The sequence below is a fragment of the Actinomadura rupiterrae genome (assembly GCF_024172125.1).
GTDB lineage: Bacteria > Actinomycetota > Actinomycetes > Streptosporangiales > Streptosporangiaceae > Spirillospora > Spirillospora rupiterrae.
Genome location: NZ_JAMZEA010000021.1, coordinates 1 through 13,984, shown reverse-complemented (window position 1 = coordinate 13,984; position 13,984 = coordinate 1). Strand labels below are relative to the sequence as shown.

The 13,984-nt window shown below is 71.1% G+C and carries 10 protein-coding genes; 6 read left to right on the top strand and 4 right to left on the bottom strand.

What is annotated here, in order from left to right:
* Positions 1–29: 29 nt before the first annotated feature.
* Positions 30–1,052 (bottom strand): AurF N-oxygenase family protein, encoded by a 1,023-nt coding sequence (locus FHU30_RS44925; protein WP_253883852.1) that lies wholly within the window; start codon positions 1,050–1,052, stop codon positions 30–32.
* On the bottom strand, positions 1,049–1,846 hold the full coding sequence (locus tag FHU30_RS44920; protein WP_253883851.1) for a TetR/AcrR family transcriptional regulator: 798 nt from the start codon (positions 1,844–1,846) through the stop codon (positions 1,049–1,051). Before FHU30_RS44920 ends, FHU30_RS44925 begins: the two co-directional genes overlap by 4 nt.
* 321 nt (positions 1,847–2,167) lie before the next feature.
* On the opposite strand from FHU30_RS44920, the gene FHU30_RS44915 reads away from it, so the two are divergent.
* The 3 genes from FHU30_RS44915 to FHU30_RS44905 all read left to right on the top strand — a co-directional run bounded on the left by FHU30_RS44915 (position 2,168) and on the right by FHU30_RS44905 (position 7,018).
* Entirely contained in the window at positions 2,168–2,959 is a 792-nt protein-coding gene (locus tag FHU30_RS44915; protein WP_372504078.1) for an ABC transporter ATP-binding protein, read from the top strand.
* Positions 2,956–5,478, top strand: a complete 2,523-nt coding sequence (locus tag FHU30_RS44910) for an ABC transporter permease (RefSeq protein WP_253883850.1) — start codon at positions 2,956–2,958, stop codon at positions 5,476–5,478. Before FHU30_RS44915 ends, FHU30_RS44910 begins: the two co-directional genes overlap by 4 nt.
* Before the next feature lie 328 nt (positions 5,479–5,806).
* On the top strand, positions 5,807–7,018 hold the full coding sequence (locus FHU30_RS44905) for a pyridoxal phosphate-dependent aminotransferase (RefSeq protein WP_253883849.1): 1,212 nt from the start codon (positions 5,807–5,809) through the stop codon (positions 7,016–7,018).
* Between the two features lie 47 nt (positions 7,019–7,065).
* Here FHU30_RS44905 and FHU30_RS44900 read toward each other — a convergent pair whose 3' ends face one another.
* A complete protein-coding gene (locus FHU30_RS44900; protein ID WP_372504076.1) occupies positions 7,066–9,252 on the bottom strand; it encodes an ATP-dependent DNA helicase in 2,187 nt (728 codons plus the stop codon).
* A gap of 210 nt (positions 9,253–9,462) precedes the next feature.
* Between FHU30_RS44900 and FHU30_RS44895 the strand changes: the two genes are divergently transcribed.
* From FHU30_RS44895 to FHU30_RS44885, 3 genes are all read left to right on the top strand, one after another.
* Complete coding sequence (locus tag FHU30_RS44895; RefSeq protein ID WP_253883848.1) at positions 9,463–10,485, top strand: MlaD family protein; 1,023 nt, start codon at positions 9,463–9,465, stop codon at positions 10,483–10,485.
* Between the two features lie 60 nt (positions 10,486–10,545).
* Positions 10,546–11,046, top strand: coding sequence for a phosphoribosyltransferase (locus FHU30_RS44890; RefSeq protein ID WP_253883847.1), 501 nt, complete (start codon positions 10,546–10,548; stop codon positions 11,044–11,046).
* A gap of 211 nt (positions 11,047–11,257) precedes the next feature.
* Positions 11,258–12,382, top strand: a complete 1,125-nt coding sequence (locus FHU30_RS44885; RefSeq protein ID WP_253883846.1) for a DUF4192 domain-containing protein — start codon at positions 11,258–11,260, stop codon at positions 12,380–12,382.
* A gap of 549 nt (positions 12,383–12,931) precedes the next feature.
* Here the strand turns inward: FHU30_RS44885 and FHU30_RS44880 are convergent.
* Entirely contained in the window at positions 12,932–13,657 is a 726-nt protein-coding gene (locus tag FHU30_RS44880) for a polysaccharide deacetylase family protein (RefSeq protein ID WP_253883845.1), read from the bottom strand.
* Between the last annotated feature and the right edge of the window lie 327 nt (positions 13,658–13,984).

Sequence of the window (13,984 nt, the reverse complement as noted above, 5' to 3'; positions counted from 1 at the left end):
TGCCTCGGATTCGGGGTGGTCGGCCACGCTCAGGCCGCCTTCGCGGCGCGGCGGGACGGCTGCTCGTCCGGCAGCGGGCGGCGCTCGCCCGGCTTGTCCCAGATACCGAACGCCTTCCAGATCTGCCGGTTCACCGGGGTGATCACGTCCAGCTCGGCCATCAGGTCGCGGATCTTGCCGACCGAGTTCGCGATCTCCGCCTGCGCGACCGGGTTCTTGTACGCCTCGCGGACGACGTCCTTCGGGATGTTGAAGTGCCGGACCATCGGGCCGGGCGGGGAGAGCATGATCCGCGCCATCACGCCGAGCACGATCGGGGTGGCGATGCCGAGGGCGCGGCGGCGCGGCTTCGGCATCCCCGGCACCCGGTGCTTGAGGTAGTGCCGGGCGAACGAGATGTGCCGGGCCTCCTCGGCGATGTGGATCTTCATGATGGTCTCTTCGAGCGGGTGCTTGATGTGCCCGCCCTTGAGCGACTTGCGCTGCACGTAGTCGATCGGGTCCTCGCCGCCGAGCACGAAGACGAAGAACATCTCGGTGCTGATCAGCGGGATCCAGGGGGCCAGCTGGGCGACCAGGGTGAGCGCCTTCGGCATGCCCTTGATCGGCATCTTCGTGCGGTTCACGAACTCCTGGAACATCATCCCGTGATGACATTCCTCGGTCGTCTCGTGGTAGACGTACCGGAACTCGGGACGGCCGTTCGGCAGCCAGTAGGCGAAGTTCAGCAGGCCGCGCTTCAGCAGGTTCTCGAACTGGAGGCCGATCTTCATCGCGGTCGCGACCCGCCACAGGCCGATCTGCGCCTGGATCTCCGGCGGCTGCGACCGGTACCACTCCGTCCCGCCGAGGCGGTCGAAGGGCGGCAGCACCCAGCGCGGGTCGTTCTTGTCGACCTGGAGGTCCGGGTCGTCCCAGGGGATGTCCGCGTACGCCTCCCAGTGCTTGTCCACCGACGCCTTGTTCAGGCGGTCGATGACGCCCAGGTAGGACTTGCGGTCCTTGACCTGCTCGCGGACTTCCTCGGCGAGTTCGGTGGGGGCCTTGGTCATGGCTGTGCTCCCTCGGGGGTCGGGGGTAGGTCGGTTCCCGAGCCGGTGCGGGCAGGCGGAACGTCCGTGAGGTCCGGACGGTCCGTGGGCGGCGCCGGGTCCGGGCCGGCGTCCGCGCCGGAGCTGAACGGCACGGGGGAGGCCGCGCCCTGCTCCGGGATGATCAGTCGGGCGACGCTCTTGACCTGGTCGAGGACGGCCTTCTGGTGACCGGCCGCGTCGTCGTCGAGGGCGTGCTGCACCGACAGGCCGACGAACATGGCGAACACGCCGCGCAGCATCGTCGGGACGTAGTCGTCGGGGAGGGTGTTCGAGGGGAAGAGCCGCTCGAACGTCTCCAGGATGACCTCCAGGATGCGCTCGTTCAGGTCGCGGCAGAGCGGCCGCAGCTCGTCGTCGGTGCGCGCGGCGACCGCGAGCTCCAGCAGCGCCTTGGCCGGACGGCCCCGGAAGACCTCCCAGAGCAGGTCGAGCGCGCCCTCGACGTTGCGCCGCTGCGGCGGCAGCACCGCGAACGCGGTCTCGTAGGCGAGCCGCTGCCGTTCGAGCAGGTGCTCCAGGGACGCCGCGACCAGGACCATCTTGGTCGGGTAGTGGTGCTGCTGCGCGCCCCGCGACACCCCCGCGCGGCGCGCGACCTCGGTGGTGGACGTGCCGGACCAGCCGAGGTCGACGAGGCACTCCATGGTGGCGTCGAGCAGGCGGGCCTGCGTCCGGGAGCGGCGCTCCTCCTGCGTCCGGCGCGTCCCGGACGACCGGCGCCGCGCGTGGCGTCGGCGAGTACTTACTGACACAACCCAGACAGTACGGACACACTTACAAGCAAGCAAGCCTGCTTGTATGTTGCCCGCATCACAATTGGACTACGAGTCCAATCACTGCTGCGGCGAGGCCCGGACATGCGGGTTCTCCGTCCGGCTACGCCCGGCGCGGTAGTCCGTCCGGCGCCGCGTGCTCCGCAGGGCGCACCGCCCAAGCCGCTCCACGCCGGACGACGCGTCCGCCACCCCGCGCGGACCATCGACGCCATGACGAAGAGCAGAGACGACCAAGCCGCCGCACGGCGTCCAGCGAACGAACCGCCGCCCGCGCGCCCTTCAACCGATGCGCGCACTTTGGCTTCAACTGATGCGCGGGCGCCAGTTGCCACCCGGGGGTCGGGTGGGTCCGCTAACGGGGAGGGCGGGGCGCGGACGGAACGCCTGTCGAAGGTGTACGGGACGGGGACGACCGCCGTGCGGGCCCTGGACGACGTGACCGTGACCCTCCCGGGCGGCCGGTTCACTGCGATCATGGGGCCGTCCGGCGCGGGCAAGTCCACGCTCATGCACTGCGTCGCTGGCCTGGACGCGCCCAGTTCGGGACGGGTCTTCGTCGGCGGCGTCGACCTCGGCGCGCTGCCCGACGCGAAGCTGACGCGGATGCGCCGCGAGCGGATCGGGTTCGTGTTCCAGGCGTTCAACCTGCTGCCGACGCTGACCGCGCGCGACAACATCCTGCTGCCGTGCACGCTCGCCGGGACGCGTCCGGATACCAAGTGGTTCGACACCATCGTCCGGACGCTCGGCCTCGGCGACCGGCTCGGGCACCGTCCCGCGCAGCTGTCCGGCGGGCAGCAGCAGCGGGTCGCGCTGGCCCGCGCGCTGATCACCCGTCCGGAGATCGTGTTCGCGGACGAGCCGACCGGCAACCTCGACTCCCGGACCGGCGCGGAGGTGCTGGCGCTGCTCCGCCGGTCGGTGGACGACCTCGGCCAGACCGTCGCGATGGTCACGCACGACCCGGCCGCCGCCGCGCACGCCGACGCGGTGGTCTACCTCGCGGACGGCCGGATCGTGGACGTCATGGACGCCCCGACGCCCGGCCGCGTCCTGGACCGGATGCGTTCGCTGGGCGGTGCGTCATGATCGGGCTGGCCGTCCGGGAGCTGTGGGGACGGCGCCGCCGGCTCGCATCGTCGCTGGTCGCGGTGTTCCTCGGCGTCGCCTTCCTCACCGGGACGCTCGCGCTCGGCGACACCCTGTCGCACGCGATCGACCGCTACTTCGCGAACGCCTACGGCGATACCGACGTGATGGTCCGGAACGCGACGCGGGTCAGCAAGCTCCCAGGGCAGCTGCCCGGGGAGATCGACGGCGCCGTCCTGTCCAAGGTGAAGGGCGTGCCGGGCGCGGCGGACGCGCAGCCGGTGATCCAGGGCGCCGGGCAGCCGCTCGGCAGGGACGGGAAGGTCATCCCGGAGCGCGGCCCGCGCGTCGCCGGGAACTGGATCGGCGACCCCGCGCTCAACGCCTACCGGATCGCGCAGGGCCGCGCGCCGCGCGCCGCGGACGAGGTCGTGATCAACAAGCGCGCCGCCGACGACGGGCACCTGCGCGTGGGGGACCGGACCGTCGTCCTCACGCCCGAACGGGTCCCGGTGACGGTCGTCGGGATCACGACGTTCGGCAAGGACCCGGCGTTCGGCGAGACCGCGTTCACCGCGTTCTCCCTGGAAGGCGCGCAGCGCTTCGTGGCGCACGGCTCCGGGCGCCTGACCGGCGTGGCCGTGCGCGCCGGGCCGGGGGTCGGGCAGAGTGAACTCGCTTCGCGGATTTCTCGCGTGCTGCCGTCCGGGACCGAGGCGGCCACCGGGAAGGCGCTGGTCGACGAGGGGATCGGCCAGGTCAGGGACGGCTTCCTGAAGGTCTTCCAGAGCGCGCTCGCCGCGTTCGGCGCGGTCGCGCTGCTGGTCGCGGCGTTCTCCATCCACAACACATTCGCGATCACGCTGGCCCAGCGGGTGCGCGAGTCGGCGCTGCTGCGCGCGGTCGGCGCCAGCCGCCGCCAGCTCACCGTCCTCGTCGGCGCCGAGGCGCTGGTGGTCGGCGGGCTCGCCACGCTGCTCGGCCTCGCGGGCGGGGTCGGCTGCGCGGCGCTGCTGAAGCTGCTGTTCAGCGGGTTCGGCATGGGCCTGGACGCGCAGGGCGTCGTGATCACCGCGCGGACGCCGCTGATCGCCGCGCCCGTCGGGCTGGCCGTCACGCTGCTGGCCGTGCTCGGACCCGCGGTCCGGGCCGCGCGGATCCCGCCGATCGCCGCGATGCGCGAGTCCGCGGCGGAGTCCGGCGGAGTGTCGGAGGCGCGTGTCATCGTGGGCTCGGTGGTGGCGGCCGTCGGGATCGGGGCGGCGGCCTTCGGCGGGGTCGTCGGCCGCGGGGCGTGGACGGGGGTCGGCGCCCTGATGTCGCTGGTCGCGATGGTGGTCCTGGGGCCGGCCGTGGCCCGTCCGGCCGCGGCCCTCATCGGCATGCCCGCCGCCAGGCTGCGCGGCGTGCCCGGACGGCTCGCCCGCGAGAACGCCGTGCGCACCCCGCGCCGCACCGCCGGGGCCGCGACCGCGCTGATGATCGGCGTCGGCGTGGTCACGCTGCTCACGGTCTTCGCCGGGTCCCTGCGCGCCTCGCTGGCGGACGGCGTGGCCGGCTCGTTCCGCTCGGGCCTGGTCGTCAACGGCGGTACCAACTCCAGCGGCGGCTTCGAGCCGTCCCTGGCCGTGCGCGCCGCCGCTCTGCCGCAGATCGAGACGGCCGCGGGCCTCGGCAAGGGCGCCGCCCGCGTCGATGGCCGCACCGCCACGGTCGGCATCGCCGACCCGGTGCTCCTCGCCCGCGTCCTCCGCCTGGACGTCACGTCCGGCACCCTCCCGTCCGACGCCGCCGCAACCGGTGGGCTGGGGGTGGCCAAGAAGATTGCGGACGACCGGAAATGGCGGGTCGGGTCGGTCGTGACGGTCACGTTCTCGGACGGGACGCGGCTGCCGATGGCGGTGGGCGCGATCTACAAGCGGACCGACCTGGCCGGTGACTACCTCGTCCCGCGGACGGTCTGGGCGCAGCACAACCGTCGCCCGCAGGACATCGCGGTGTTCGCCAAGCCGAAGCCGGGCGTGTCCGAGGCGGACGCGCGGTCGGCGCTGGCCTCCCTCGCCCGCTCGTACGGCGCGCCGGATGTCCAGAACCGGCCAGAGTACGTCGCGGCGCAGACCAAACAGATGGACGCGTTCCTCGGGATCGTCTACGTGATGCTGGCCCTCGCGATCGTGATCGCGCTGCTCGGCATCGCGAACACGCTGGCCCTGTCCGTCCACGAGAGGACGCGCGAGCTGGGGCTCCTGCGCGCGGTCGGGGCGACGCGGCGGCAGCTGCGCGCGATGATCCGCTGGGAGTCGCTGATCGTGTCGCTGTTCGGCACGGCGGGTGGCGCGGGCCTCGGCCTGTTCCTCGGCTGGGCCCTGGCCGGCGCGATGTCGAACCCGTTCAGCGTCCCGGCCGTGCCTCTGGTGGTGATCCTGCTGGTCGGCGCGGTCGCCGGCGTCCTGGCCGCGCTGCGGCCCGCGCGCCGCGCGGCCAAGCTGCCCGCACTCACTGCCGTGGCCTCCGGATGACCCCCGCCCGCCGGACGAGATCGGATACGTCCGGTGGGCGGGACCTGTCCGCCAAGCGAGTTCGGTGGGCGAGGGCCGTTCGCGGGTGATGTTCGTCGCGCCGTTCGTCCGGCAGATTTCGGGGGCGGAGGGCGTGCGGGCTTGCCGTCGTCCGGTCGTCACTCCTGTGTCTCGGGCCTCCCTGAGTCACATCGGCCTCGGATGCGCGGGCGCATGAGGACGCCTCGTGCGCGTGCGGGGACGGCCTGTGTGCGGGGGCGGGGGAGGTGTTCGGGCTGCGGGGGAGTTGCGCCGTGGGATGCGCGGTTTGCCTGGATAGGCTGTTGCAATGCAGGTCAACCAGTCGGGCAAGCTCGCCAACGTCTGTTACGACATCCGGGGTCCCGTCCTCAAGCGCGCCAAGGAGCTTGAGGCCCAGGGCAACCGGATCCTCAAGCTGCACATCGGCAACCCCGCGCCGTTCGGGTTCGAGGCGCCGCCCGAGCTGCTGCAGGACATGATCCGCAACCTGCCGGAGGCGCACGGCTACAGCGACTCCAAGGGCATCCTGCCCGCCCGCCGCGCCGTGGTCCAGCGGTGCGAGGAGCTGGGCATCGCCGGGGTGGACGTCGAGGACGTGTACCTCGGCAACGGCGTCTCCGAGCTGATCGTGATGACCCTGCAGGCGCTGCTCGACGACGGCGACCAGGTGCTCATCCCGACCCCCGACTACCCGCTGTGGACGGCCGCGGCCTCGCTGTCCGGCGGTGTCCCGGTGCACTACCGGTGCGACGAGGCGGCCGGCTGGGCGCCGGACCTGGCCGACATGGAGGCCAAGATCACCGACCGCACCCGGGCGATCGTGATCATCAACCCGAACAACCCGACCGGCGCGGTCTACCCGCGCGAGGTGCTGCTCGGCATCACCGAGCTGGCCCGCCGGCACGGCCTGCTGATCTTCGCCGACGAGATCTACGACCGGATCCTGTACGACGGCGCGGCGCACACCTCGATCGCCTCGCTGGCCCCGGACCTGCTGTGCCTGACCTTCGGCGGGCTGTCGAAGAACTACCGGGTGGCCGGGTTCCGGTCCGGCTGGCTGATCCTTTCCGGCCCGAAGGAACACGCCGAGTCCTACATCGAGGGCCTGGACATCCTGGCGAACATGCGGCTCTGCCCGAACGTCCCGGCGCAGTACGCGGTGCAGGCCGCGCTCGGCGGCACGCAGAGCATCGACGAGCTCGTCCTCCCGACGGGACGGCTCGGCGAGCAGCGCGACCGCGCCGCGAAGATGCTCAACGACATCCCCGGGGTGAGCTGCGTCCGCCCGCAGGGGGCGCTGTACGTCTTCCCGCGCCTCGACCCGGACATGTACCCGGTCAAGGACGACGTCCGGTTCGCCTTCGACCTGCTGGAGCAGCAGAACATCCTGGTCGTGCAGGGCACCGGCTTCAACTGGCCGACGCCCGACCACTTCCGGATCGTCACCCTCCAGTACGCGGACGACCTCGAAGAGGCGATCGGCCGCATCGGCGACTTCCTCACCACCTACCGACCGTAACCGTCTACCGACCGTAACCGTCAGGGCGACTTCTGTAGCGCTCAGGCTCAGTCGTCATTGCCCTCGGGCGCTGCGTCGGCCGATGCGGCCTGGTCGAGGCGGCGGAGGGCGCCCCGGACGGTGTCGGGGTCGGTGGTGGCCCAGAACGGCGGCAGCGACGCCTTCAGGAAGCTTCCGTAGCGCGCGGTCGCGAGCCGCGGGTCGAGGACGGCCACGACGCCGCGGTCGTCCATCGCGCGCAGCAGGCGGCCCGCGCCCTGGGCCAGCAGCAGCGCGGCGTGCGTCGCCGCGACCGTCATGAAGCCGTTGCCGCCGCGCGCCGCGACCGCGCGCTGGCGGGCCGACGCGACCGGGTCGTCCGGGCGCGGGAACGGGATCCGGTCCATGATCACCAGTTGCAGCGACGGCCCCGGCACGTCCACGCCCTGCCAGAGCGACAGGGTGCCGAACAGGCAGGTCCGCTCGTCCTCGGCGAACTGCTTGACCAGCTGGGACGTGGAGTCCTCGCCCTGGCAGAGCAGCGGGTGCGACAGGTGGTCCTTCAGCTCGTCGGCGGCTTGGCGGGCGGCCCGCATCGAGGAGAACAGGCCGAGCGTGCGGCCGCCGGCGGCCTCGATCAGCTCGGTGATCTCGGTCAGGTACGCGTCGGGGAGCCCGTCGCGTCCGGGCTGCGGCAGGTGCCGGGCGACGTAGAGGATGCCGGAGCGCGGGTGGTCGAAGGGCGAACCCACGTCGATGCCCGTCCAAGCGAGTTCCTGCTTGGCCTTGTCCTTCTTCCCGGCCTCTTTGCCATCCTTCTTCGGGGACTCCTCGCTATCGCGCTGTGCCGGGACCTCAAGCGGAGGCAAACCCCATTGGCGCGCGAGCGGTTCGAACGACCCGCCTAGCGTGAGCGTCGCGGACGTAAGGACGGCGGTTCGCTTCTCGAAGAGCGTTGTGCGCAGGAGCCCGCCTACACCGATCGGCGCCACGTGCAATGTTGGCGGACGCTTCGGACGCCCGTCCTGGACGAACGGCTTCTCCAGCCACACGACCTCGTTCCGCGCGGCGATCTCGACCTGGTACGACTCCAGAAGCCTCACGGACGTGTCGTGCAGGTCCTCAAGCGCCGAACGGGCCGCTTTGCGCGCGCCCGCGTCGGCGGGGTCCATTTCCTTCTTCTCAGGGCCGATCGCAGTGAGGCAGGCGTGTGCGGCGTCCCGAACTACGGCGAGTGAGTTGCCCAGGGCGTCGGGCAGGATGTCCATGCGTCCGGCGGGGAGTTCCTCTAGGAGGAGGGTCAAATCCTCTGCCGAGACCTTCAGCCGGTCGGCGATGCCCTCTTCGATGAGCCGTCCGCAGCGGCGTGCAGCGGCGTCTACGGCGGACGCGGAAATGTCGCCGGTCGCTACGGCGGTGACGCGATCGACGAGTTCGTGTGCCTCGTCTACCACGACGACGTCGTGCTCAGGGAGAACCTGGAATTCCTCTAGGGCGTCGATAGCGAGGAGCGCGTGGTTGGTGACGACGATGTGCGCCTCGCCCGCCTGCGCGCGCGCCAGTTCGGCGAAGCACTCGGTGCCCTGCGGGCAGCGCGTCGCGCCGAGGCACTCCTTCGCTGTGACCGCGACCTGCCGCCACGCCTGCTCGGTCACGCCCGGGACCAGCTCGTCGCGGTCGCCCGTCTGCGTCTCGTCCGCCCACTCGTTCAGGCGCTTCACCTGGCGGCCGAGCGTGGAGAGCTGCTGCGGGTCGAAGAGGCTGTGGTCCTCCTCCTGCTCGTCCGGGACGCCCGTCTGGACGCGGTGCAGGCACAGGTAGTTGCGGCGGCCCTTGAGGATCGCGAACTTCAGCTCGGTGCCCAGGTGCGGACGCAGCGCCTCGGCGAGGCGCGGCAGGTCGCGGTCGACGAGCTGGCGCTGGAGGGCGATCGTCGCGGTCGAGACCACGACCGTCCGCCCCTTCGTCACCGCGTGCCGGATCGCCGGGACGAGGTAGGCGAGGGACTTTCCGGTGCCGGTGCCCGCCTGCGCGGCCAGATGTTCACCGTCGCCGAGGGCCTTCTCCACGGCCCGCGCCATGTCGACCTGGCCGGAGCGCTCGGCACCGCCGATGGCCTGGACGGCGGCGGAGAGCAGCGTGGCCGTGTCGGGCACGCGGTCCGCAGTGGCAGGACGCGCGGAACCGGCGGACTTGTCGGCGCCTGCGTCGGCGTCGGCGTCGGCGGAGGTGGAGAGCAGATCAGGGGCGGGCACGACGCCCAACGCTACCGTCCGCCCGCCGTGCTCGCGGCCAAGCCGGCGCGGTTGTGCCGCCAGTGACATGTCCGTGACCTGGATCACTTTCATGATCGTTTCGTTCGGGACAGTTGCCCGGATCACACGGTTCGAGGGGGTTGCGCCATTGTCCGAGCCCACATAATGCAAGCACTCACTTATCCCGCCGCCCGTCGAGGGGGTCGACGCATGTCCGAAGTCGGGCTGTCCACGCGGTCACGCGCGCTGTTCGGCTGCCTTGGCGCAGCCGTCCTCGCCGGTGCCGCAGGGGTCGCCGCCTACGCCGCGAACCCGTCGCCGCCGCCGTCCCGCCACTACAGCGCGACCTTCGCGCGCGCGGGACAGGGACTCGACGGCAAGTCCGACGTCAAAGTGCGTGGCGTGACGGTCGGGAACGTCGAATCGGTCAAACTCACAGGCGACGGTCATGTGCGCGTGCGTCTCCGTGTGGACCGTTCCGTGCGGATCCCGCGCGGCGCCGAAGCCCGCGTCGACCCGGTGTCGGTCTTCGGGCCGAAGGAGATCTCCCTGGATTTCGCGGGATCCGGATCCGGTCCCTATCTCGCCGACGGCGACGCCATCACGCGCACGCACGAGGCGTCCGACCTGTCCGAGACGGCGACCCCCGCCTACCGGCTCTCCAAGGCGATCGACCCCGACGACGTGGTCACCCTTACGCGGACGCTCTCGGAGGGCCTGAACGGCCAGGGCCAGGCGTTGCGGCGCACGATCGGCAACGGCAGCCGCCTGGCCGACCTGGCCGCGTCCGACCGCGCCGAGCTGCAAACCTTGATCGGCAACCTGCACGGCCTGTCGGGAACGTTCCAGGGCCGGGGCGACGCGATCGTCCGGACGAGCCGCGACGCGTCCGGCCTGACCGCCCTCGTCGGCGACCACCCGGACCGGATCACCGCCCTGCTCGACCAGGCGGGCCTGCTGAGCGGGCGCGTCGGCGACCACCTGCGCGACCACGGCGCGAACGCCGGCAACCTCATCGACGACCTGAGCGGCCCCGCCTCGGTGGTCGCGGCCAACCGCGCGCGCGTGAGCCTGATGACCGGAGACCTCACCCGCCTCTTCGAGGGCCTCGGCGGCATGCTGAACGGCCCCGGACCGTCCGGCTACCGGACGGCCATGATGATCGACAGCCAGCAGATCGCCCCCTGCGGCATCTTCATCGACCTCTGCACGACCGCCGCCCCGGCGCGCTGACCACCCCGTTCGGCGCGGCCCGGGGACGGAGTGGTCCGGAGCGTCCGCGAAGATACTGCTGTGTCTGATGCTGAAAGAGAAGTCCTGACCTGGGAACTGTTCGGCACGGCCGGCCGCGACCTGGCCATGGCGGTGGCCGAGAGCGGCTACCGGCCGGACCTGATCCTGTCGATCGCGCGCGGCGGCCTGTTCGTGGCGGGCGCCCTCGGCTACGCCCTGGACGTCAAGAACCTGCACGTCATGAACGTCGAGTTCTACACCGGCGTGGACCAGCGCCTCGACATGCCGGTCATGCTCCCGCCCGTCCCCGCCCCCGTGGACCTCTCGGGCGCGCGCGTCCTGGTCGCCGACGACGTCGCCGACACCGGCGCGACCCTCAAGCTCGTCCGCGACTTCTGCGCCGACCACGTCGCGGACGTCCGCTGCGCCGTCGTCTACGAGAAGCCCCACTCGACCGTCAAGTGCGAGTACGTCTGGCGGCACACCGACCGCTGGATCAACTTCCCCTGGTCCACGCTCCCCCCGGTGGTCCAGCGGGAAGACCAGATCCTGGACGCCTGACACCCACCCCTGGAACGTTCCTCTGGAAGGCCGCACCCCACGGCCTTCCAGAGGCCTCCACCTAAACCCGGACCCCTCAACAAGGCCAGCCAAAGGGCGCGCCCTGTAGGCGAACCAACAGAATCCAGCACCGCCCTAACGCACCCCTCTGGTTATCCACAGACCGGGGGCCGGCTTGGGATGGCGGAGCCGGTTCGACCAGGCTCGAAGCATGAGCAACGAACCGACCCGTCTGGTGATCCGGACCCCTGACGACGCCATCGCCGCCGTCCCGTACCTGCTGGGCTTCCACCCGTCCGACAGCCTCGTCGTGCTGGGCTTCGACGGCCCCGCGAACACCTGCGCCATCCGCGTCGACTTACCCTCCGACCCGTCGACCGTCCGCCTCGCGGCCGACCACATCGCCTCGGTGATCGGCCGCAACGGCTTCCGCAGCGCCCTGATCATCGGCTACGGCCCGTCCACCCGGGTCACCGCCGCCGCCGCGGCCGCCTGGGAGTCCCTCGCCGCCGCCGGCGTCCGCATCACCGAAGCCATGCGCGTCGCCGACCGCCGCTGGTGGTCCCTCACCTGCCTCGACAAGTGCTGCCCGCCCGAAGGCCGCTCCTTCGACACCACCACGACCGAGATCGCCGCCAACGCCACCTACACCGGCCACGCCGCCCTCCCCGACCGGGACGAGCTGCGCCGCTCGATAGCACCTCCGCCCGGCAAGGCCGAATCCGCCGTCCGCAAGGCAACCCTCCAAGCCGAGGCCGAAATCACCCAGTGGAGCAAGGAGTCTCCCGCCGACCTCCTCACCGCCCGCAAAACAACCAAGGCCTTAGACCTCCTAGAAAACCTCCGCGCAACAACAATCCCGCCCACGAACTCCGATTCAGCCATGCTGTCCGTTCTCATGGCCGACCAACGCGTCCGAGACGAAATCTGGATCCGCCTCAACTCCCGAGACATCACTCTCTGGCGAGAGATCCTCCGCAGAACCCCCACCCCCCACGCCGCCGCCCCAGCCTCCCTCCTGGCCTTCCTCGCCTACAGCGCCGGCGACGGCAGCCTGGCGAACGTAGCCCTGGAACGAGCCGAAGAAGCCAACCCCCACTACTCACTGGCCGCCCTGATCCGCGCCATCATCGCCCTAGGCGTCCCACCCCAAAAAGCCCGCCTGAAACTAACCCCCAACGACCTGAATTCCCTCTACAACACCGGCTCAGCAGCCCAACCCCCACCCCGCCCCAAAACCCCGACCCCCGCCAACAACCAACCCAAGCCCCCGCCCCCTCCCCAAGGGCCGCTCAAGCAGGATGGCCCAGCCGCGCACCAACGCTTGAAGCCGTAACTCCTCGCCAACGACCCCGCGCATCCCACTCACGGCCGGGACAGCCGTGGTGACGCGCTTGCCCGCCTGGCCGCCGCGGGTCCGTCCGCCGCGACGTCTCCCGCCTGCGGGCCGCCAGCGACGAGTCTGCGACGGACGCCCTCCAGGACAGGACAGGAAGAACACCAGATCGGCGAGGCGCACCGAACGCTGATCGCCGTACTGGCCGACCCGGTCATCACCGCTGGGGGAGGCGGCCCAGCCCGCGGCCCGGCACGTGGCCCCCACTGATCACTGCAGCGACGCCCAATATGAGCGGACAACGCCCTCGCTGGACGTCCGGCGTTGGCGCCTTTCCGTGTGCCGGGCTGCCGGCGTGCCGTGCCCGGCATGCCGTGCGCGTTCGCGTGCGGCCCGATGTCGTCCGGAGGGAGTCGGTCACCGGGTTCCGGCCTGCGGCGTCTCGGTGATGTTGCCGGGGCCCCATCGCGGACGTCGCGTCTGGGTGGCTCGTTAAAGCCACAACCGGCCAGTCCCGGGAAAAAGGGACTGGCCGGTTGTTAGGGGGCTTTACCGGTGTGCGTACGTCTTGCCGGGCTTGAGGGGACGTCCGAAAAGCTCGGAAACGGTCACGAAGACGTATCCCTTCGCGGCCAGCCTGCTGAGGATCGTCGGAACGGCATTGACCGTGGTCGGGTGGATGTCGTGCATCAGCACGATGTATCCCGGCCGGGCCGCCTTGATGACGCGCCGCTCGACCGTGGCCGAGTTTCGGTCACGCCAGTCCAGCGGATCGACCGCCCAGATGATCTGCGGCATGCCGAGCCGCTTGGTCACCGCCGCGACCCGCGAGTTCGTCGACCCGTAGGGCGGGCGCAGCAGGTGCGGGGTGAACCCGCTGGCCTTGCGGATCGCCGTCTGCGTCTTGGTGATCTCGCTCTTGATCCCCGCCGACGACAACCGAGTCAGGTCGGCGTGCGTGTAACTGTGGTTGCCGACCTCGTGCCCGGCCGCAAGCTCCTTGCGGACCAGGTCCGGGTGCGCCTTCGCGTTCTGCCCCACCAGGAAGAACGTCGCCCTGACATGCCGCTTCGCCAGGATCTTCAACAGCTTGTCGGTACCGGAGACCGGCCCGTCGTCGAAGGTCAGCGCGATGCACTTGACCTTCGCGCAGTTGATCTTCCTGGGCGGCGCGGCCGCCGGGCCGCGCTGCGCCCCCAGCAGCTGCGCCTGCTGCGGCGCCCCGTGCCGTCCCGCCGCCAGATCCAGCTTCCCGGCCGCGAGACCGGGCGCCATCGTACTCACCGCCCCGCAAGCCGCCGCGACGGCCACAGCCGCCGCTCCCCGTCGAACCAACGCCTGCCGAACACTCATCCCGCCTCCTGGGCGCGCCCGTTGCATTGATCGCAGGAGCCCGCCAGTGTAGGCCGCACCCGAACGCCGCCCTCCCGGGCGCGCCCGAATGTCGGGGAACCGTTATCACCCCCGCGATCGTTCACGCCATAATGCCCATTGCTCAGGTACGCCGCATCTCGAACGCCAAGGAACGGACGGGACATCCAATGAGATTCCGTGACCGTTTCGGAATCCGCCGAAACCGGGGAACAACGGTCGCCAAGCTGG